The following is a 22,271-nucleotide window of genomic DNA, read 5'->3' as shown; positions in this document are numbered from 1 at the left end:
GCAGCGAGAGCGGCCGCACATTTTTGCCGCTGTGTCAACCTTTTTTGGGAAAATATATTAAAAAATTGAGTTAGACCCTATGTTAGAATTCAACCTGGATAGGTAACTAAATGACATTGGTTCACTCCTCACCAGTGGCACCGCAGTCCGGTTCGGTCGGGCAGGCTTCCTCAGCCTTTCCAGTTCCGGTTTCGGGCATAAGAAGTTCTAAACGTGCAGAATTTTTCTAAAAACCAGGTGAAATTCCCAAACTCGCTGCGCTCAGACAAGTGGGAATTTCACCTGAACGAAAAATTTTGCGCGTTAAGAACTTCTAATACCCTGCAAAGTCACAGGAAAAGCTGAGGAAGCCTGCCCGACCGAACCGGACTGCGGTGCCACTGGTGGGGAATGAACTGTAACGTATTAAAGCTGCCTCCACCGCCTCACCAATCCGTAGGGGGCAGCCATAATCAAACAGGGCGGAGCGGATACCCGGAAGTGTTTGCTACTCTCTTCCTGGTATCCTGCTCCACCCTTTATCTGCGTTTACTGCTGCCGGACTCCATTTTCATCTACCCTGTAACCATCCGGTGTTATTTCATTAACCGCCAATACGCCTTTACTGCCGTCAGATGCCGGATTGAAATAGTACCAGACATTGTCAATCAGCTGCCAGCCGGTCACCATGCGTCCTCTCGTTCCGTCTGAAACCGGATTTAAGTAGAACCACTTTCCATCTGCCAGATACCAGCCCGTCACCATATTGCCGTCCGCATCGAAGAAATACCAGTCGTCGGACTGGCCCCAGCCGGTATAAATCCATTCATTCTTCGGGACGGTCCCATCGGCCTTCTTAAACTGCCAGCCTGAAGCCGTTTCGTTCCAGCTGCCTGCCGAATAGTACGCTTCTTTTTTCTGTGAAGCCTTGCTGCTTCCTGACGAGCCGGAACCGAAGCTGCTACCTGACGAACCTGAACCGGAGCCGCCGCTGGAATCGGACTTCTTCACCGTCACCTTGAACTCTGTCTCAAAAACTTCATCCGTTCCATCTTTTCCTGCCGCCACATAGGAGATGGCAACAGTTCTCGTTCCCGGCTTCGAGAAATCATAGGATATCTGATACTCTCCTTCACTTAATATCTCTTCGGCCTTCTCCCCATTGGGCATCATGACAATCCGCTTTATAATCATTCCACTCGTATCCAACTCATCGTCTGTCTTGTACTCCGTCTTAAACGGCATTGCCGTCACTTTAATACCTGAAGTATATTCCGTATTCCGGCCGGGATCTGCCGCTACGTTCACCACCACATAGTCTGTGAACTTCTTTTCTTCTCCAGCCTTATCCGTGCCGTAGTAAACAGCCGTTACCTTTCGTCTGCCCTCGCCTGAGAAATCGTAAACCGTCTCAAATTCATTTTCCCCAAGCACTCGTTTTCTCGGAGCAGCGTTGCTGGCGCTGGCTTTTAAGTATTCCGTAACTACCATTCCAGTCGGGTCGAATTCCTCATCAACCACGTAGTCCGTTTTGTTTGGTTTCCTCGTAATGGAGATTCTGGACGTATAATATTCCGCCTCCTCAATCTCTTCCAGTACCTTTACGGTAAGGGAATCGGTAAATATCTCTTCCCCGCCGCTCTCTCCCACAGCCGAATATGATACAGTAACCTCAGTTTCGCCGACTTCAGAGAAATCGTACTCCAGCTCATAGGCGTCTTCTGCCAGAACCTTTATCCTCTCTGCATTGCTTCCGCTGGCCTTCCGGTACTCCGTTACTTCCATGCCCTCCAGATTGAAGTCATCGTATAACTCGTACTCCGTCTGGTACGGTTTTGCCGTTATGCTGATATGATCCGTATAGAAATCTTTAACGGCGGTCAGCTTATCATACGCTTCCGTCAGTTTCAGGAAAGTCTCTTCTAAATCCGGTTCGGAAGCCACCTGGGATTTCATCAGCGCTTCTGCCTTTCTAAGCGCCACCTGGAATTCCTCCCAACCTTCCTCTGCATACTCTTCCTGATCCACATTCTTCATAATTTCAAGAATTTCTTCGTATTCCGTGCGGTCAGCCGAAGCGTCGTAAATGCGCACATCATCAATCTTACCGCCTGTCGCTACGGCAATTGTGCCCATTTTTACAGCATTACCGTAAGCGCTGGACTCTTTCTTATGAATCAGCTTTCCGTTCACATAGACACTGGCTGTGCCGTTCTGATACAATACCGCCACGTTGTACGTCTTACCCGCTTCAAAGGGATAGGCTGCTTTATCGTCCTTATAATTCTCACGGATATTAACGCCTGATTCCTTTAAATCAAATTTCACATAGGAGCGGTCTCCCTGCACACCAATCTGGCCATAAGACCTGGCAGTGTTTTCTTCGGGTCCTGGTATCATAACATCCATCATAATCAGGGCATCCTTTAGATCTGATACCGCTTCCGCTGAAATATCGGCCTGTCCCAGCTTCGGTCCATTCGTGACAGCCACTGCCTGTAAATACCGGTTGCCCTTCACATCTTCCTTTACAACGAAGGAATCGTTATTCATGGAATACTGTTTTGTTCCATCCCTGCTTTCGAGAGTTTCTCCCTTTTCGGCGCTGTCTTCAATATCATAGTCATCAAAGGTATCCTCGTAAACCGGGGCTGCCGTTCCGATCACCTTTTCCATCAGTTCCGTCCCTTTAAGGTCCGGGCTGTTTATGGATGCCGGTCCATACTCTTCCATGATTGCATCATACTCCTTAGACGTCACTGGCAGAACGCTTCCGTGACGCATCGTTCCCGGGAAGGAGTACTCCGTGGTGTCGAGGCGCGTAAACTCACCGGAACCGATGTCCTCCGTAATCAGCGGGAAATATCCTCCGCCACCAAAATTGTCGAGAAGCAGGCACCACTTGTCTTGTCCGTTCAACTGAAATGCGGTTGCGCCTTCCATTCCGTTTATGTAGTTGATGACGGATTCAATCTCGGTCCACTGACCCAGCAGGGAATCGCTTTTCTCGAGTATCGTATATTTACCGCCTTCCGGCAGGCCTTCCCGGTGCGCCTTCGTCGCCTCGTTCTTGGTAAACCGGTAGTACGTATCATCCACCTTAATTACAGTGGCGTCGATCACGCTTAGAACCTCGCCGCTCTCACTGTGCAGTTCTATCCAGACCTCGGGTTCGGTAAAGTGATAGAAGTCTCTCGTCTTCGCATAATAGACGCGGTGGGTGTAGTCATTGTTGGTCACATTCTGATCCTTCGGAATCTTAGAGGACCAGAATACGACGTACTCTCCCGTCGTCTCATCGTAAAACGCCTCCGGAGCCCACGTACAGCCGGCCCCCTCTGCAGCCACTTTCACCATCCGCTGGTCAGACCAGTTCACCAGGTCTTCGGACTCCCAGATCATAATGGACTGGCTGCCGCTTGTCTGTGCCGCCGACCAGTTTCCGTTGCCGTTGATCTTTAAATCGGTAGCAATTAAATAAAACCTGTCGCCTTCTGCCGACCGCATGATAAATGGGTCGCGCAGTCCTTTTTCTCCCATACCAGAAGTTATCACCGGTTTTGATGCATTTAAATCTTCCCAGTTCATGCCATCCCTGCTGGATGCCATGTAAATCTGTTCTCCGCTGCTTAAGTCCTCGCCCTTGAAGTAGGCAAAGACATAGGAATCCATGGTCTTTTCTTCCGGCTTCGCGGCCACATGGGCGGTAAATACCTTTTTCCTGCTGACCCCCCTGAAGGTTATGGTTGCGGTCAGAGTGACCTCCGTATTCGCATCCGGTCTGGTGACCACGCCAATCGGAGTATTCTCATCTAGTCCCGTTACGGCGATGATGGATTCGTCTGAAGACTCCCATGTTATGGTTGTTTTGTTGGCTCCTGTCTCCGGAAGCGTCAAATTACCTTTCACATCGTCAATGTTTGAAATGTTCAATGCTTCATAGTCGAGATCCACCGCTTCAGAAGACGAAAGCTTTTTCACCTTTTGGACTGCCAGCCAGCTTAAGACTCCATCCAACTTGGCGTTTTTCTTCACATGGAATTCTACCACGCCGTCAGCCGGAAGTTCAAAATCGTTATCGCTCTCCAGAACATGGCCTTCTGTATCATTGCCTAATGTCAGGGTTCCCAACTCCTCGACCCGGTGTTCTCCTTCCGCATTCTGCCAGGCCACATCTACTGCTATCGAACGGCCGCTGTTCCATTTAGACCACCATTCCCGATAACCGCTGGCAAACCGGTAGGTTCCCTGCTCCAGGGTCAGTTTGTATACAATTTCCTGATCTGCTTCCGCATAAAGACCGTTTTCGTACTTGTCATCCGATTCGGAGTTGTACAGCTTAACGCCGTCTTCCACGTAGCCCCAGGTTCCGTCAAACCTCTGGTCTGAAACCGCGTTGCTGAGATTCATAATTCCGTTTACTCCCTGCCAAGCGGGCGATACCCGTTCTTCTGTGAAACCGCTGTCTATGAAGTATACCAGGTTCTCCGGAATCACCTCCACTCTTGCGTTCACTACGACTTCGGCACCCTCCAGCATTCCTGTCACTTCCACCGTCTTCCAGGCTTCGTTAAAGCCATCTGCAGGCAGAGTCCAGGTTACTTTTTTGGCCGTCCGCTCTCCGTCTGCCGTCTCCACATCCACGGTTTCCGGTAAATCCGGCTTCCCTCCGGTGGTTACGGACAGGGACAGATTATCATCAAATACCTTTGTGATACTGCTCTTTTCAATGGCAATATACGATACAACCGGCGCCTGGTCAACATCGGCCGTAAAGGTGAGTATCACCTTTGTCTGATCCTCCGGCACGGTAATGCTTCCCGACACAGTCTGCATCACTCCGCCGTTTCCGCCGGACCATGAGGCAGTACCCAGCTCCACGGGCATACTGCTGCCTTCAAAGGCGGCTGTCACCTTCGTCGCGCGTCCCGCGCTCCACCACTCCGTATGGCCCGTGGTGATTTTATATGTCCCTTTATCCAGAACAAATTCATAGGAAAAAGCATTTCCGGCTTTATTAGCGCTGCCGTACCAGCCAGTACTGTGAAGGCCGGAACCGGCCCGCCAGGCAAGCGCGGAACAGCCCCCGCCGTATCCCCAGGTGTTTGTACCGGCCGCCTTCTGGTCGGCCGCCTCGTTCACCAGCTTCCCATGTTTTTTTACATCTTCATAGATATCGGATACCTTCGGGCTCCCGCTGGCATCCATCACACCGCAGTCCACCAGATATTTTAATCCATCCGAATAGACAAATCCATTGAGCGTCACCTTGCGTCCGCCGTTTTCCGTCATTGTACCGTTGAGTGTCACCGGTCCCGTGCTGTTTAAATCTCCGGAAACCAGAGTCCACTCGACAGGAGTATCTTTCGTCTCATTGTTAATGGTGATATTGATCTTCTGCGGCAGATCGCTGAGTGCCGTTCCCTTCTTAATGCTCTTCGGAAGCTCTGTATTCACGATGATCGGCGCCATATAATCCAGCATATCCAGTTTCCAGTCAACATAAGGGCGCAGAATCATGCTGCCCTCTCCGTCAAATTCCACAGGAAGCCATACGTACTGAGGGTCTGTCAGTTCATTTTCTCCCGGATTCTTATTATTCCACCGGTCTCCCATATAGATGAACTTTCCATTTTCCGCATCAATGGGGATGATGTTGGTGGACTGGGTTCCAAAGGTCAGCGCATTCGTGTATTGGCAGATGGAAGTATCTGTCACACATGGGTCACCGATGATCTTCCAATCACCCATGACACCGTTTTCCGAAACCGCGAAGCTGGCCTGGTTAGCCCCCCAGCCGGTGCAGCCGGAGGTCATGAGGTAATATTTCCCATCGTATTTAAACATCGCCGGCGCTTCCCGCTTCTGTCCAGCAAACGTCTCGCTTCTTAAAAAGTCTTCCCCCGGGACCGCAGCTTCCGGGCTGGCGGATAAATAGGTGTAATCTTCATTGAGCTTTGAAATGAACAGGGTTGCATTTTCCTCACTGGAATAGATGATATACGCTGTCTTGTCGTCATCTACAAAGAGATTCATGTCACGGGCCATGCCCTTGCTCTGATCGTGCTTTCCATCCACATAGTTTAAGCGGTAACGGTCGATAAAACGGAAGGGGCCTGTGGGACTGTCGCTCACGGCAACTCCTGCGCTGGCGGCCGCATAGTTGGAATTGCTGGTCTCCGTCGGGCCGTCTGCGTGAAACCACATGACGTAGTTATCATTCTTCTCGTTGTAGATTACCTTTGGTCGTTCCAGAACGGAGGTGGTATCATTGATGGCCAGCAGGACCTTCGCCTTCTGTTCCTCCGTATAATCCTTGTACAGTTCCTTAAAATAATCCTCTTCAAAATCGTACTCATCCGTCAGGTTGCGGAGAGCGACGCCTTCCTCCTTCCAGTTATAGAGGTCTTCAGAAGAGTAGACGCGGACACCGCCGTCCACGGTGCGGTAGCCATCTGTTTTGTCTTCGCCGTACCAGTACCATTTCGTCTCTCCCTGATATGTAAACTTCTGCACCTGACCGCCATGTGCCTGGATTGGCGTGCCTTCCGTATCCAGCCACACATCGCCGTCTGTCCCGGAAAAGCTGGTGTAATTTATCGCATCCTGCCTCGGCTGAAGACCGTTATACCTGGCGATCAGTTTCTTTAAGTTCGAGGATATCTTTTCAGCAGATACCGGTTTTTCCGATTCTGCTGCCAGTTTTGCATACTTGTAGGCCTCGTCATACTTTGCGAGTGATTGTTTCGAATACAAATCTCTGTCCGTATCAGCCAGAATATACTGCTCCATCGCTTTCTGTAAGTATTCCTGGTCATAGGGTGCCTTGATGATGATGTAGCTGAGCATGGCATCCTGGCTGGAAGACTGCCGGCTCTGATTATGAACCCACACGTCCAGCACGCCGTCGCTCACCGTCACGGAAAAAGTCTCTTCCGCCAGACTGTCCTTGGCGAAGGTCCATCCACTTTTCACAGTCTCGCCCTCGAGCGTGACATCCACCGGTCTGGAATCCCAGGGATTTTTGCACCCCAGGGTCACCTGGTACGTCCGCTCGCCTTCCGGCATCTCGAAACGGTATGTAATTCCGCTCACATCACTGTCATATGTAATGGCGTCGCTCAGATAGCGCAGGCCTGATTCTAAAGAATTTTCTGACGTATCGCGTTTTCCATACATAATGGACGACCCGTTCTCCACGTATCCCCAGGTATACCCGGTACTGTCCGGTGCCTCCTTCTGGTCCGTTCCGGACTGAAGCACTCCCATCTTATATCCGTTTGGTATCGCCAAAGGATTGGAAGCCCCGCATTTCACCAGATACAGGGTATAGTCAGCGGCTATCAGCTCCTCATATCCGGGCATGGACCGGAAACCTCTGTTTTCTCTCTCGGGCGCTGCATAGGCCGGAGCGGCTCCCGGTAAAACCATGGCCAGGGACAGCGCGACGGCTGCTAGGCGTTTAAATGGTTTCTTCTTCATAATTTACCCCCATCAAATAATTTTCAACCTGTACTGAAGCGGGCACAGCATCTGAAAATAAGATACCATGCCCACTTCTGTCATTCCTCTGTTGTCATTTTTTCTGCTTTTAGTCCTGCTTATCGATGCGCGCGCCGTCGGCGCCCACCACATGGCCATCCGGCGTGGTTGCTCCTGCAGCCATGATTCCATCCCCATTCAGATAGTAGCTGCGGCCGTTCCAGGTGATCCAGCCGTTTAAAGCCATCGCTCCTCCTGGCTGGAGGAAGTACCAGCAGTCTTTATAGCAGATCCAGTTGTTATCCACCATGGCTCCATCAGGATTTAAGAAATACCACTGATTGTGATACAGGGTCCATCCGGTCTGCATATAGCCATCTTCACCGAAATAATACCAGCGGCCATTGATCTGCGCCCATTCGGCCTTTACGTAACCGCCGTTTGTCTTTGCAAACCACCAGCCCGCGGCATCCTGCATCCAGGTTCCTGTTACAGTGGAGGTCGTATTGACTTTCGGGCCTCGCTGGCTGCTTCCGCTGCCGGAATGATTATTATCATCCGGATCAACTGCTTTTGCCTTTACTGTCACGGCCAGAATCGCCTTATGTCCTTCATAGGAGACGGTGACATGCTTTACACCTGCGGCAGAAGAATCAAAGCCGGTTATTTCATAATCCTTTATAACCGCTTCTGTTCCGTTTTCATAGGTTGCCGTCACTGCCATTCCATCGGTTTCGAAGTCCTCTCCGATCTCGTAAACTGTCTTATACGGCTTTGATGTAATCCGGATACCGGTCACCTCCAGAGTTCCCGGGTTAGCTGCTGCAAACACGCCGGGTTCGGATACTACAAATCGCATCCAGCCATCCGCCGTCTCCGGAACGATCGTCTTGATATCACCGTTTTCTGTTATATAGTAGATTACCAGATTCCTTTCCCTGATGCCTTCCGGCACGCGCATGGTCAGGAAAAGCGGCACTGTCGGCTGAACCTCTTCATCAGCTGCCGTCAGACGAATATTCATGGCCTTCGCCGTCTTAACTTCCGGCAGTTCTTCCGGCACATCCATATCTTCAATAATCAGTGTTACTACCTGATTCTCCTGCTCCACATCTGTGCTGAATACCGCACCGGTAACGGCTGCACCTTCTGCCAGTTCTGCGTCACCCTTGATTCTAACCGTTATATTCGGGTATGCCATCCGGAAATACGCTTCCATTTCCGCGATCTGTTTGATCATGGTATTCGTCAGCTCGCCTTCATATCCTTCCAAGCTGGCGGCAAGCGCTTTTCGCAGATCCAGTGCTGCTGTCTGCTTCTCTTCTGTAGTGCGGTAAGGCGTCGTATTATTATCCAGAACCCCCGCCGCATCTCGGATAACAGTATCCAGCTTATCTTCCATTACCTGCGCTTTGTTTTCAGTTACTGTTACCGCCGCTTCCGCGGTAAATACCTTTTCTTCTCCATCTCTTCCAATGCCGGTATGTAAAATCTTAACGTTCTTACTGCCTGCTTCTGAGAAGTCGTATTCGCCAATCTCGTAATCTGCAGCCGGTTCCGCATAGGAGGCGTTGCTGGTACTGGCCTTCATTACGGCCTCCACCTCCATGCCTGTCGGATCAAATGGTTCATCCACGTCATATACTGTTCTCTTCGGCTGTTTTGCGATATAAATGCCCTTCTGATAGAACTCGTCGTTCTCATCTAATACCGTCACCTTGATGGTATCTTTCAATTCCTTTTCTTCCCCGTTGTCAGTCAGGTAGGTGTAGCAGATCTCTACTTCACCTCTTCCCGGTTCAGACAGGTCACTGATGACGTCATACTCTCCATCTGCAAGTTCAACCGCCCTGGCCGGAATAGCATCGCTGGCCGTTGCCTTCATCAGAAGACGTACCTCCATACCATCCGCATCAAAGTTCTCACCCGGCAGATAGATTGTTTTTTCAGGTTCCTTCACTACTTTAATGCTGTCCGCCCTCATATCCTCCGGATCGTAAACCGTGATTCGGAAGAAAGCAGAATACACTTTTCCATCCTCGTTTTCGTAAGAAACAATCACTTTGGACCTTCCTGCTTCGTCCATATTCGGTCTTTCTATGGTGTACTCGTCCTCTGTCAGTTCCCGGACAAGCTCACTTCCATGGTATCCATTCACCACCATGCCGGTCGGTTCAAACTCTCCGCCCAGTTCATAAACGGTCTTATTAGGCATCATGTCCACTTTGATTTTGTTGACCGCCAGCTCTGTAACAGGCGCCTCCCCTTTTGCAATGGCAATATAGGAAACAGCCGCTCCCTTTGCCTCCGTGGCCGTAAATGTCAGAGTCACCTCTGTGCCATCTGCCGGTACGGACAAATGGCCCTGTACGTACAGTTCTTTCCACTGGGTTCCTCCGGTAGATCCCGAATTGCCGAATTCGGTCTTTACAACGGTGCCGTCTTCCTTTTCATAGGAAGCCGTAACTTTTGTAGACCGGCTGTTCCCTGCCCACCACTCGGTATGGCCTGTGGTGATGTTGTATTCTCCCGCATCCAGGGTAACCTTATAGGTAAAGGAATCTCCGATCGTATTCTTTCCGTAATAGCCGGTCGCATGCAGGCCATGACCCTCTGCATATCCCTTCATTCCGTCATAGTCTGAACCGATTCCCCAGGCGTTATCCCTTCCTTCCTGATCTGCCGTTTCATTCTTCAGACTCTCCGATGCAGCCTTCACCGCCTCGTAAATTTCCGAAGTCTTGTCTTTATTGTCCTTGCCTACACCGATACCGCAGTCGATAAAGTATACCTGTGAACTGCTGAAGACAACCGGCGACCAGCTGAGTGTTCCTGCATCCAGATTTTCCAGGACTCCTTCCAGCTTAACCATGCTTCCCTGTAAGTTCCAGTCTCCTTCTTTTAATTTCCAGGTGACCGCTACGTCCTTCACCTCACCATTTACCTTTAAGCTGAGCGTCTCCGGCAGCTTATCTTTGGCAGCGATGATTGGAAGCTCTGGTATCTCTTCCACCGAGTCACCACCGACCATAACCCTAATCGAGGCCTCTGCACTGTCTTCTTTGGAAGTGATCGTCACGGTTTTCTCTCCCGGCACGGAAGAATCAAAGCCTGTTACTGTATACTCGTTTTCCTTCAGCACTCTGCTGCTGTCATTATCGTAATGACCTGTTACTGTCATTCCCGTAGTATCCAGCTTTTCACCGATGGAATACATGATCTTGTCCGGCATCTGAGTGACTTCAATGCTCTTTAAATTAGCGGATTTCTCCACTGCCAGCCAGCTGATAATCGGCTTTTCATTGGCTGCATTCACAAGCTTATAGGTCACCTCACCGCTTACCGGAATCGTAAATTTGTTGGTTACCTTCATATCCTTTCCGCGGGACAGGATCGTATCAAAGACAATTACCTGTGTCCTGCCGTCCGTATCCAGATAGGTGAGCTCCGGCTTCATATCACGCGAGCGTGTTCCGTACCAGTCATGGAATCCGTTGGTAATTTTATAGGTACCCGCTTCCAGAGTCAGACGGTATACAATCTCTGTGCCGTTCGTTCTCCAGCCTGCGGTATAGGAGTCATTGTACTCACCGGCAGCGCCGTCCGGACTCGGCTTTAACGGATTTTTGGAGTCTGTTATCTCAAAGCCCCACTCATCCTCTGCCGCCCCGTACCTCTGGTCCGCCGTCTCATTAAGCAGTGGCTTATTATTAGTCTGGAAATATTTCGCGACTGCCCTGTAAACCGCTGAAGTAATTGATAAAGTGCCGCCTCCGTTTGGATTTACCGGCACATCGGCCGCACAGTCGATATAGTACTGCAGATCCTGAGGAACCACCATAACCTTAGCTTCCACCGGATACTTGTCTTCTCCCGCCGAGCCGGTCACCGTCACCGTCTCATAGGCAATATCAAACTGATCCTCAGATACTTCCCACACAACTTCCGCTTCGGCCGCTTTTCCGTCGAGACGGATTATGGAAACCTTTTCAGGCAGCTTTGGTACACCGCCTTTCACGGTCACATAGATCTGATCGAGCCCTGTGACTTCTGTAATCGTTCCCGTCTTACCAAGCTTCTCCATGGCATTGCGAAGCGCTAAATACGCCTGGTTTAAAGTTTCCTGACTTCCGTCTGCAAGCGCAGCTTCTGCGGAAATGACAGCATTCTGGAAGTCCTCCCAATCCTCTTTAAGATAAGTCTCATCCTCATTGGTCAGCTTCTTTGCTGCATCGATGAGAGCCTGGAGCTTGGCTGTACTCACGGTAACGCCTTCAGCTGCCGTACCGATTACATCAATACCATCTACGTAATAAGTACCACCTTCCACAGTAATCTTTACTGTATGCGTTCCTTCCGGCAGATTCTGCAGGGAATATGTAGTCTGTCGGTTTCCGGCCTCAGGAGTCTCATAGGCTGTCTCCATGACCTCTCCATCCACCTCTGCCTTTATTACTGCTGCGCCGGAATTTCCGAATACATTGATTCCTGTTCCGTCAAAGGTAAGGCTGAAGGAATTATCTCTCGACTCACCGCCGTCATCCGGCTCTCCGATAACCTTCAGTTTTTTGAGGCTGATAAAGGAGCTGGTAGCTACCACCTTTAAGGTATGGAGCCGGGCCGGATCCAGATCGAGATCAAATACATCGCTGCCGTTTCCGCCGTTTGTGGAATTGTAGTTTACTGTTCCCACCAGTTCTCCATCAATGTAAACATTGCCGGTGCCGTTGCTGCCATTGGCCTCTCCGAAAATTTCAATTCCCGTTCCATAGAAATCGAATTCGTAATGGGCCTCATCGCCTGCGCTTCCCCAGGCATTGCTGTCATTGGATCCCCATGCCAGTGGGTTGCCTCCTTTGTAATAACGGATCTGGCCGCTGTTATGGGCATAAACGCCCTTTTCGATAGCTCCGCCGTACGTTCTTGTACGGTTGTAATGGCTATATCCCTCGTTCAGTACGTGATTCCAGTTTCCATTCCATGTAATCAGTTCGCTGGTATCATCGAGCTTCTGATCAGCTGCCGCTGCCTTTCCTTCGACAGGCATGATTTCCAGGTTATCAAACTGAGTATTGTAAAAACCGCTGGTCAGCGTCACACGGCCGCTCATTGAGGTATGGTTGTCATCCACCAGCACCGCCACCTTTTGACCATCCACATAAGCGGTCAGGACGTTCTCATCTGCAGCCAGCTGCATATTGTGCCAGACTGCGCTGTCGAAATTCTCCAGCGTTCCCTTACTGGTCTGTCCAGAACGGCAACTCAGTTTATAGGTGCCGTCTTTAAATACCTGAAAAGTATAGGTGGATACATCGTTGGCACCCGTTCCTTCATGAACCACTTCCCTGACGCCGATACCCGCGTAATTTTCAAAGCATTCCGGGCTTGTTAAATCCAGTTTGAAATCGATGCCCGCAACATAATTAGTCCACCGGTGATCTCCCAAAACGGTTCTTGGCCTGCCGCTGGTCTGGCTGTTTTCATCCGTTCCGTTTCCCCATACATTCCAGTCATACGGACGGTTATTATCATTGATCACCTGTGTCAGAACGTGATTGCCGAAGCTTCCCTCCTGCACCTCGAATGCACCATTTAAATCCGTGGTATATCTCGGAGTTCCGCCTCTGCGTTCCAGATACGTTCTTCCTTTCTCATCGGCCTCATACTGCGCATACTCAAAATCATCTGTATACGGAAGAGCCAGCACCTCCCGCTCAGCTTCGGAATCATTCTGCCCCGGCTCATATTCCCGGCCTCTGTCCAGTAAACTGGTGACTGTCGCAATGGAGTATGGCTTAACGGTCAGGTTAAAGCTGTAGATACCGTAGCCTTCCTTATTAGGAGTAAAAGAATCCACCATCTGCATCCAATTGGCATCATACTCCTCATCTCCGTCGGGTCCTCTCGTTTCCCAGACATTTAGCGGACTGGAAGCCTTCTTCATATTTTTAACCGTTACTTTATACTTTCTGGTCTGAGACGTATTGTTCGCAAAAACCATAGAATAATCATCTGTCTCGGGATCCTTTAAGGTTAGATAATTGCTGGTTCCAGTATCAGCCAGAACACCGCCGTCGCTGTAGGAACCATCCCCGTAGCAGGCATCCGGAAGGTAATTCCAGCCCAGATCAGCAAATTCCATGAAATGTCCCACCATCTGAAGACCACCGTCCGCATCGTAATAACCGGACCATGGATCAAATGCACCGATCAGTTGCTTCGGGCTGTAAGCGCTTCCCTCATAGAAGGCACCGATTGCCGGCTGAAATTCAAACCGGGTCATGCGCGGCTGGTTCTCCCCCGCGTCCTCGTAGCTGTAGCTGTTGATAAAGCGGGTTGCCAGATCTGCCATTCCCACCTTGCCGCCAACTCCGCCGCGCTCAGGATCTACATTAATTCGGTACTTTGCGTTAATCATTGGAGCAATTGCTTCACTATACCAGACTTCCTTCCCATATTCCTGATTTACTTTTGTTAAGTTGGCGTTGCCGTATAAGGTATAGTGATCTGAGACCACATCGACAAGATCCATCAGTTCAGAGTCATTTAACATACGACCGGCTATATCATTGCTGTTTGAGTGAGTATCTGCCGCCACAATCTGAATCTGATCATAGTCGTACCGTGCGTCCTCTTTCGCCGAATCTTCTTTCAACCGGTTTGCACAGTACTTAATCCACTCCGTGTTGTCAGCGTAGTCCCTGCGCCGCTCGTTCTGTCCGGGACTTACGTAGTTAATCTCATAACCGTATTCATCGTATACCGCATCAATCGTCTTTTTATACCATTGATATCTCGCTTCATACTTTGGGTTTTCAAAAGCTTCATACCCGATCCCCTCCTGGGTCCATTTTGGTTCACCCCAGCGGAGAATCTCTACTGTTATATCCGAATTAATGGTCTTTGCATCTGCTGCAAAATGCCATCCTGCCCCGCGCAGGACATTTGCTTCCTCCCCGGGGGAACGCATGGTAGCCGGTTCCGTACCAGAAGAAGAATTAATATCTCCTCCCATTTCTACTTTAATGTGGTTTAGTCCGGCTCCCTTTTCCGGATTAAACAGAAGTTCCATCATCTCCCAATACTTGTCCGGATGCTCTTCCTTATAATCCATAAGCAGTCTGGATGTATTATTGCACGTAACTGCTCCAAACCCTTTAAAGGTATTGACCGGATCAATCATATCCCCATCCACAGTGATCTCTTGAACATTCGTCTCTGTTGCAGCATATACCGGAGGACTGAACACCATTCCATTGTTCAGAACCATACCGGCGCTGAGCAGAAAACAAAGCGATTGTTTAGCCAAATGCTTCATCTTCATATTCCTTGCCTCCCTAAATTTCATCATTCGGTTACGAAGCTCAGCTTAAAACATAGCTTTTACTGATATAACACATCATTCAGCAACAAATGCTTTTATAACATGTTGGTATCTGATATAATATGTAATAAGCTTATTGCCTTCTGCATACAGGAAAGTGTCTGTGCCACCAGATTTTTGCTAATTGTGCTGAGACAATAAGCTCTTTTCCTGTAAATTTTATTCACATACCCCCTCCTTTTCGTAAAGATTAACTTATTTTAACAACTTTATTAGGACATTTGAATGTAATTAATTATTCCATTTCTATTTTTATTGTGAAAAATTACATGTTTTTATTATCAATTACATTTATTCAAAAAAAACATGTAAAATATTACGATTTAACCTGTAATATTTTACGATTTCTGAAATTATACCCTTCATCGTTCAAAAACCGGATTGCCATCAGATATTATATCTGCGGCAGTCCGGTTTCTAATAACAAAAATATAAAATTAAATCCTATAAAAACGCCCTCGCCACCGTCGTAAATAAAAAGCAAACGACAATCCCCGTGACCGTAGGAACCAGGAAGGAAGCAACCGTCCACTTCACACTCTGGGTCTCTTTTTTTATTGTAAGGCAGGTGGTGGAGCAGGGCCAGTGCATCAGGGAGAACAGCATGGTGCTGACAGCGTTGATCCAGGTCCAGCCGTGGCTCACCAGAAGATCTCTTAGTACTGACAGATCGCTGATATCCAGCAGACTTCCCTCTGCCATATAGGCCATGATGATGATCGGCACTACGATCTCATTTGCCGGGAATCCGAGGATAAAGGCCAGCAGTATGACGCCGTCCATTCCGATGATCTGGGCGAACGGATCCAGAAATCCGGAGCAGTGTGCAAGGAGTGTCGCATCGCCCACGGAAATATTGGCCATCAGCCAGATGATGAGTCCCGCCGGTGCTGCGACTACGATGGCACGGCCCAGGACGAACAGGGTTCTGTCAAAAATCGAGCGTACGATGACTTTTCCGATCTGCGGCTTCCGGTATGGCGGCAGCTCCAGCGTGAAGGAAGAGGGAACGCCTTTTAATACCGTGGCGGACAGAACCTTCGAGATCAGAAGTGTCATGAGCACTCCCAGAACGATGACTCCCGCCAGAATTGCTGCAGACAGGACTGAGGAGAATGCCCCGGCAGCGCTTCCTACGAAAAACATGGTAATAATGGCGATCATCGTCGGAAAACGTCCGTTACAGGGCACAAAGTTATTGGTGATCATGGCGATCAGCCGCTCCCTCGGAGAATCGATAATACGGCATCCGATAATTCCGGCGGCATTGCAGCCAAATCCCATGCACATGGGGTGTGTAAATTGGTAATTGAATTTTGTTTTTGGGATTTTGCCCGAACAGGCTTAAGCGAAAGACAAGGGAGGGCGGGCTTGCCACCGCTCCCCCATCTGTAAACAGTATAGCAGACAAATATAACAATGGCAATAGGGCGGATCCAGCTACGGTTCTGCCCCATTATTTCGCCATCAACCACACAATCCCCGCGCCGATCAGCACCGCAGCCGCCACCTTCAGCACCCGGATCGCCATCAGCTCATAGTGGATCCGAGGCGTGATCCTCTGTTCTCTCATCTTATCCAGTATTTTCTTAAACTCATTCATAATCTGATCCCCCTTTAAATTTCATAATCTTGCTAAAATTTGCGCATAGTAAGCTATACGGATACCGCGTTTATAAAATGATAGTATACGATGGCGTTATAAAATGCAAGGAGTTTTAGCAAATGGAAGAAATTAAGATACGATCAGACAATCATATCCATGTAGGTGCGAACCTTAAAAGGATACGAGAAGAAAAGGGTGTGCAGGCTTCTGACCTTATTCGGCATCTGCAATTACGAGGTCTCAATATAAATAAGCAGAGGTATTATAAGCTGGAGCATGATCTTGCAAACGTCTACGCTTCGGAACTGGTGGCTATGGCGGAATACTTAAAAATTGATATATCGGATTTTTTCAAAGACAATTAGGCGGCCCATAGCGGACCGCCCTCTTTATTACCACTCAAACTTATATCTGCGTCGATCAAAGTCATACTCCTCCGCGATCCGCAGCACTCCCCTGGCGTCAGTGATCATACACTTGCCCTCGTCGGATCCCCTGACTGGACAGAGCAGGAACGCCTCCCCCACCGGGTCCACCTGGTAGCCGGTGAGCATGTAGCCTTCGCTGTCAAACAGGTACCACCCACACGTGCCGTCTGTGGCCTCTCTAAGCCAGTACCAGCCGTTGCAGGCATAAGAACCGTCAGAATACTGATACCACCATCTCTGGCCGTCTGCCGCTGGCATAAAGCCTTCTCGGTACGTCACCGGCGCCTGATCTGCTGTGTAGTCGATATCACAGAGTTTCAACACCTTCTGCCAGGCAGTGGCTGCCACTCTTGACTTGATCGTCCCGTAGTTAATCCCCTTCGCTTCGATACACCACCCATCACCGATATACACACCGATGTGCCCCGGCTTCCACAGCGCCCAACCAACCATGGACTCATTCAGATGGTCGATGCTTACCCGCTCCACCGCCGTGTCGTGGTAGTTGTAGCTGCCACGGATCCGTCCCGCGTACCAGCTGATAAGGCCGGAGCAGTCGGTGCAGCGCTGGCCTATGTATTTAGCAGCCTTAGCCTTGTAGGCCAAAGTATATGTACCCGGATTCTCCCGGGCCAGCCTGTCCAGGATAGCCTGAGTAAGGATTTCTCCCTTAGCCCCGAAGACATACGGGGTTCCCAACTTGCTTTTACAGTGTTCAATTAATCCGTTTCTTGTCTTACTCATAAATAACCTCCAATCAAAAAGAGGCCCAGGATCACCCAGGCCCCAAAATCTTGTGACGTCACAAGTTGTGATATTACAACTTTTTGCGATCTCGCAACAGCTCCGGCACTCACCCCGCCGGCCGGGAGATATACGGACCACCTCCTTTCAGGCAGTCTTATCCAATTCCGGCAGCCCGGCCACGCTGGTAAGGATAGATAGTACTCCGGACAGCACCGATGCGCTAATTACCATTGTTCCGTTGACATCGCCCAGCACGGCAGCTGTGCCGATCGTGGCGACTGCAGTCTGCGCCATGGTCTTGACTGCCCTTATCCCTGCGGCCTTAATCCATCTCTTTGTTTTCTCACTCATATCAAAATCCTCCTCTACTTAATAAATACAAAATACCAGCCGCCACCGCTGTTCCGATGGAGCTGGTAATTGATGTAAAAAATGTTTTTTTAGTATTCGACCATTGCTTTGCCGGTTCTTTTTCCAAAATCTCTACTTTGTCCTTTAGCTCTGATACATTCTCATTTGTATATTTCACTTCACCAATCAACTCCACCATAGTCTTAGACATTGTATGGATCTCATTGATAACCGGCTTCAGATCATCTATCTGGTGAGTATTACTCTTTGATCGCTCTTCGACTTTTGTCAAACGCTCAATGAACTCCGTTTCAATCACATATGGCACCGTCCTTTCAAAATATTCTATATCGCGGCCTCTCCTCACCCCACCACCAGTACCGCAGCCAGTCGTCCAGGACGATTCCAGCCAAGCTTACCGGCAGCCACAGAAGGCAATACTGCGAGCAGATCTGGCCGAGTATATTACCAGGCAGCCCGCTGTAATCCCAGATATTCCAGCCCAACCACAGGTTGACTATGCAGCCGGTCAGGAACTCCAGAACGGTTATGATGGCCGCGCCGATCAGTATCTGCTTCCACACTGCCATGCGCCACGGCAGTATCTCATTGATCAGCCCCAGGCAGATAAAGCAAGTCCCGCCCAGTAAAAACATGGTCCAGTGGCTCCGGCCGCGCCAGACCATCTCCAGAACTACATACAACAGACCGCCGGTGCACATTAATGCAAAATACTTACGTATGATCCTTACCATCTTCGGCACCTCCCGCCATTGCAGCGATCTGCGTCAAGTATGACTGCAGCACCTCTGACTGGTATGCCGGCGGGACATCTGCACCGTAAAAAATCACCTGTATCTCCTCTGCAGTCTCGCAACCTGCAATCCACATATTAATCGCGTTACAGTAGGTCGTGTGGTAGCTTACGTGCCACATGGCTGCCGTAATGATAGCCTGCATATCTTCCGCGCTGTAAAAACGGCACGGCTGGCCGTCTGCATGATACTCAATTTGAGCAGCACCAGAGGTTACCTGGATCTGTTTGCCGAAGAGATTCAGCTGGTCCTCGATCGTCAACGCGAAATGATCGCTTGTGCCGTCTGATAACGGGACATTAACGCCCTGATAGATAATCTGTTGACAAGCTTCGGATATTTCCCGGCGTTTTGCGGCCTGCAGCTCCTCCAGTGTCGGAACATATGGCTCCGGCGGTTCTCCCTGTCCCTCTGGAGTCTCCGGGGCTGTGTAGACGCTTCCATCGTTAGACAAGTACACAGTCTGCCCCTCATCACGATACACTGTTTCATAACCTGTCAGAGTAGTTGCTTCCGTGCCATCGTCCGTGTAGATGGTGATATCCCCCCATACAGATGGCATGGTATCTGGAAATACAAGCTGCATGACATTTTCCGATACCGGGCGGATCGACTCGATCTCAAAAAGTGCCTCCTGAGTTCCAATTTTAATTTTTTCCATGACTTTTTACTTCCTTTCTGAATTTTTATGTATAATAAAAGGCCCAATGTGGGCCTGAATTTTCCATTTTCTTGTGTTCAATAGTAATTTAGCTAACACAATGCATACCATTGAGACAGGATATTACCAATTTCAAGACGTACCGGCAAAAGGGTACGCAGAATACGATGTTATATATACCAAAACATATACTTCCACGCCTTATGTGATTGCATTTAATAGCTCTATCGGCTGCAGATTGATTGCCATCGCTGGTAAGCGTACTCAAATAGGGCATAAATTACAGGTATATAATCCGTCCGATGCGGCCGTATCTGGCGATATACGATGGATTACATTTATGTAAATGATCACTTTAGCAACACAGTAAATTGACCGCACACATATAGATCGCCTGTAGGCAGGTTATCTAATTGTATAGTCATATCGCTATCCCCAAATACAAAACCGCTGTAAATATTGCCATTGTGTCCCCGGACTGTTATCGCGGTTTTTAATAGCGGAGCATACCCAGGAATCGTAAAAATTATATTGCTTCCCTCTTTTTGGTATTTTAATAATGCACTGCCTACGGTAATTATTCCCAGACGCCCATATTTTTGCAGATAACAAATTGACGTTGTACCCACAATACTTGATATTTTATAGGGAGTGATATCCACTAGAGTCGTATTGAAAGTATTTTTAAACACTCCTAAAAATTACTATTGCGCACATCAGTATAAAAATTCAGACAAAATTTACATTTATGCATTTTTCATACTGTGTTCAATAGTAATATGGTAAAGAAAAAACAGTCACAAAGCGTCGATCCGGGTACGATTAAGACCAGTGACATGCGAACCATCAATGGTTGGGATGCAAATATACAGTCGGCGCTTCCTAAAGAGTTGCATAATCAGTGGTTATTATGCTTGACATCAAGTCCATACGACGGTACAAACAGCGAAGCTGTGTGTCAGACCTTAATCAGTGCTGAAAAGGCTGTGTGGGCGACGAGAAGAGGCCAGAATGACGGTACCTGGAAAGCATGGCAAGTACGTAATATTGCGTTTACACCGACACTTGAGTATATAAGTTTTGGATATGATGGTAGTACAGCTGGATATGAGTTCGTATACATATCATTTAAAATTGTGAACTGGGCAACCTTCCAACTAAGAATCTTTATAAAAGCAAATGCCACTACAAAGGTAACGTTATACAAAGTTGAAGGGAACACTTTTACAAAAATGTGGGATATAAGTTAAGCAGCCATCTGATCATTTTGTGGCTACTTCTTTACCATCAATCCACATCTTTCCATTTTGGATTTTGATTTCTGTTTTTGACCCATTAGTATAGTCAATAATGCAAGTACCATAATCGGCCTTCCCATTAACCGCATTTTTCATTATTTTGGTGTAGGTATCACCATTAACCTGTAGAGCCATTATAGCGACATCTTTAGATATGACAAAATCAGTAGTTTTAAAACGCGCTAAATTACTATAACGCATTGATTGTTCAGAATGAGGTATGTATAACTATTTAATTCAATTTTTATTGTGCTCAATATAGAATAAACGCATAAACCAAATAAGCCTCCCTCTCAGCAGGCTTAAAATACTCTTTTACTTTTTTACTAATTATCCAGCTGCATACATATCGTACTCATATTTCATTTTGCCAGCGCCATTTTTAGCATATATACGTGTTGTCTCAACGCTGGAATGCCCCATAAGATCACTTAATGTAGGTAGCGGCATTCCTTTATTTAGTGCCCGTGTCGCAAATGTGTGACGAAGAAGATGTGGAAAAACTCTTTTACTAATCCCTGCCCGTATCGCGATCCGCCTTATAATGTTCTCCAGCGCATTCTTCTTTAATCCCTGATGCGGAGCTCTGCTGGATAGTATTACAGCACCTGCTCTACGATCACCCAGATACTGCTCCAGATATTCCAGCGCCCGGTCAGAAAAGAATACGATCCTCTCCTTTTGGCCTTTACCGATGACCTTAACATAGCCGGCCTGCAAATCCAAATTTTCCAGACGCATATTAACCACCTCGCTGACTCGGCAGCCCGTGGCAAGGAACAATTCCAGTACCGCATTATCTCTAATATTCTCACCGCAGGCAATCCGCATCTTCTCCATTTCCCGCGGTGATAATGCTTCTCGCACTTCAGCCACGTACTTAATCGGATCCACTGTAGCCATTGGGTTTTTGCGTATATACCCTCGATCATGCAGGAAGGCAAAGAATGAACTGGCAATCCGACGCTTATGGTCCTTAGTTGATGCACTTATCTGTCGCACCTGCTCATAATAGTTTAAGCATTCCACCACGTCTTCACCTGTAATATCCTGCACCGGCTTTCCCACATAAATCAACAAGTCCGTTAGAAACCGTTGATATTGGTTAATTGTGCTCGAAGAATAATTATCAAAACGCATTTTCCCTATAAATATTTCTAATTCCGGAAAACTTATTACATCTGTGCTTAGTCCTGTCTCTCTTTTTTCCACCTCATAATTACGAAGTACCGCCGATAATGCACCATCGATCACCTGCAGAGCTGGCCGATCTAACTCATTTGCAAGTCTGGCCATTAACTCATCCTTTAATCTAACTTCATCCAAAATAATACCCCCTTCTTTAATTTGATGTTTCAATCATAAAGCAGAGGGTATTTTTTTTCAAACACAGTAGTGTGCTCAATAGTAATTTAGCTAACACAATGCATACCATTGAGACAGGATATTACCAATTTCAAGACGTACCGGCAAAAGGGTACGCAGAATACGATGTTATATATACCAAAACATATACTTCC

The 22,271-nt window shown here is 48.3% G+C and carries 11 protein-coding genes and 1 pseudogene; 2 read left to right on the top strand and 10 right to left on the bottom strand.

Annotation, left to right across the window (positions count from 1 at the left end):
• Positions 1-528 precede the first annotated feature (528 nt).
• From H8S75_RS31630 to H8S75_RS31615, 4 genes and pseudogenes are all read right to left on the bottom strand, one after another.
• A complete protein-coding gene (locus H8S75_RS31630; RefSeq protein ID WP_187024868.1) occupies positions 529-7,461 on the bottom strand; it encodes a family 43 glycosylhydrolase in 6,933 nt (2,310 codons plus the stop codon).
• Between the two features lie 109 nt (positions 7,462-7,570).
• Positions 7,571-14,785 carry a bacterial Ig-like domain-containing protein gene (locus H8S75_RS31625; RefSeq protein WP_187024867.1) on the bottom strand — a complete coding sequence of 2,405 codons (7,215 nt, stop codon included), beginning with the start codon at positions 14,783-14,785 and terminating at the stop codon, positions 7,571-7,573.
• 504 nt (positions 14,786-15,289) lie between these two features.
• Positions 15,290-16,183 (bottom strand): annotated as a pseudogene (locus H8S75_RS31620) (nucleoside recognition domain-containing protein); the annotation flags it as partial.
• Positions 16,184-16,301: 118 nt separating this feature from the next.
• Entirely contained in the window at positions 16,302-16,448 is a 147-nt protein-coding gene (locus tag H8S75_RS31615) for a hypothetical protein (RefSeq protein WP_187024865.1), read from the bottom strand.
• Between the two features lie 122 nt (positions 16,449-16,570).
• On the opposite strand from H8S75_RS31615, the gene H8S75_RS31610 reads away from it, so the two are divergent.
• Positions 16,571-16,816, top strand: a complete 246-nt coding sequence (locus H8S75_RS31610) for a helix-turn-helix domain-containing protein (RefSeq protein WP_187024864.1) — start codon at positions 16,571-16,573, stop codon at positions 16,814-16,816.
• A 27-nt stretch (positions 16,817-16,843) separates the two neighbouring features.
• On the opposite strand, the gene H8S75_RS31605 is transcribed toward H8S75_RS31610, so the two are convergent.
• The 5 genes from H8S75_RS31605 to H8S75_RS31585 form a co-directional block, all read right to left on the bottom strand.
• Positions 16,844-17,623: an NlpC/P60 family protein gene (locus H8S75_RS31605; RefSeq protein ID WP_187024863.1), complete on the bottom strand. Its 780-nt coding sequence runs from the start codon at positions 17,621-17,623 to the stop codon at positions 16,844-16,846.
• 147 nt (positions 17,624-17,770) lie between these two features.
• Complete coding sequence (locus H8S75_RS31600; protein WP_156832959.1) at positions 17,771-17,977, bottom strand: holin; 207 nt, start codon at positions 17,975-17,977, stop codon at positions 17,771-17,773.
• A gap of 1 nt (position 17,978) precedes the next feature.
• On the bottom strand, positions 17,979-18,296 hold the full coding sequence (locus H8S75_RS31595) for a hypothetical protein (RefSeq protein WP_002603347.1): 318 nt from the start codon (positions 18,294-18,296) through the stop codon (positions 17,979-17,981).
• Between the two features lie 16 nt (positions 18,297-18,312).
• A complete protein-coding gene (locus tag H8S75_RS31590; RefSeq protein ID WP_187024862.1) occupies positions 18,313-18,732 on the bottom strand; it encodes a putative ABC transporter permease in 420 nt (139 codons plus the stop codon).
• Positions 18,713-19,453 (bottom strand): DUF4376 domain-containing protein, encoded by a 741-nt coding sequence (locus H8S75_RS31585; protein WP_187024861.1) that lies wholly within the window; start codon positions 19,451-19,453, stop codon positions 18,713-18,715. Before H8S75_RS31585 ends, H8S75_RS31590 begins: the two co-directional genes overlap by 20 nt.
• Before the next feature lie 779 nt (positions 19,454-20,232).
• Between H8S75_RS31585 and H8S75_RS31580 the strand changes: the two genes are divergently transcribed.
• Positions 20,233-20,703 (top strand): hypothetical protein, encoded by a 471-nt coding sequence (locus H8S75_RS31580; RefSeq protein ID WP_187024860.1) that lies wholly within the window; start codon positions 20,233-20,235, stop codon positions 20,701-20,703.
• Between the two features lie 378 nt (positions 20,704-21,081).
• On the opposite strand, the gene H8S75_RS31575 is transcribed toward H8S75_RS31580, so the two are convergent.
• Positions 21,082-22,077 (bottom strand): tyrosine-type recombinase/integrase, encoded by a 996-nt coding sequence (locus H8S75_RS31575; RefSeq protein ID WP_156834586.1) that lies wholly within the window; start codon positions 22,075-22,077, stop codon positions 21,082-21,084.
• Between the last annotated feature and the right edge of the window lie 194 nt (positions 22,078-22,271).

The sequence above is a fragment of the Hungatella hominis genome, assembly GCF_014288005.1.
Classification (GTDB): domain Bacteria; phylum Bacillota; class Clostridia; order Lachnospirales; family Lachnospiraceae; genus Hungatella; species Hungatella effluvii.
Note: the sequence above shows the minus strand (reverse complement) of the source record. Positions and strands in the feature narration are given on the sequence as shown.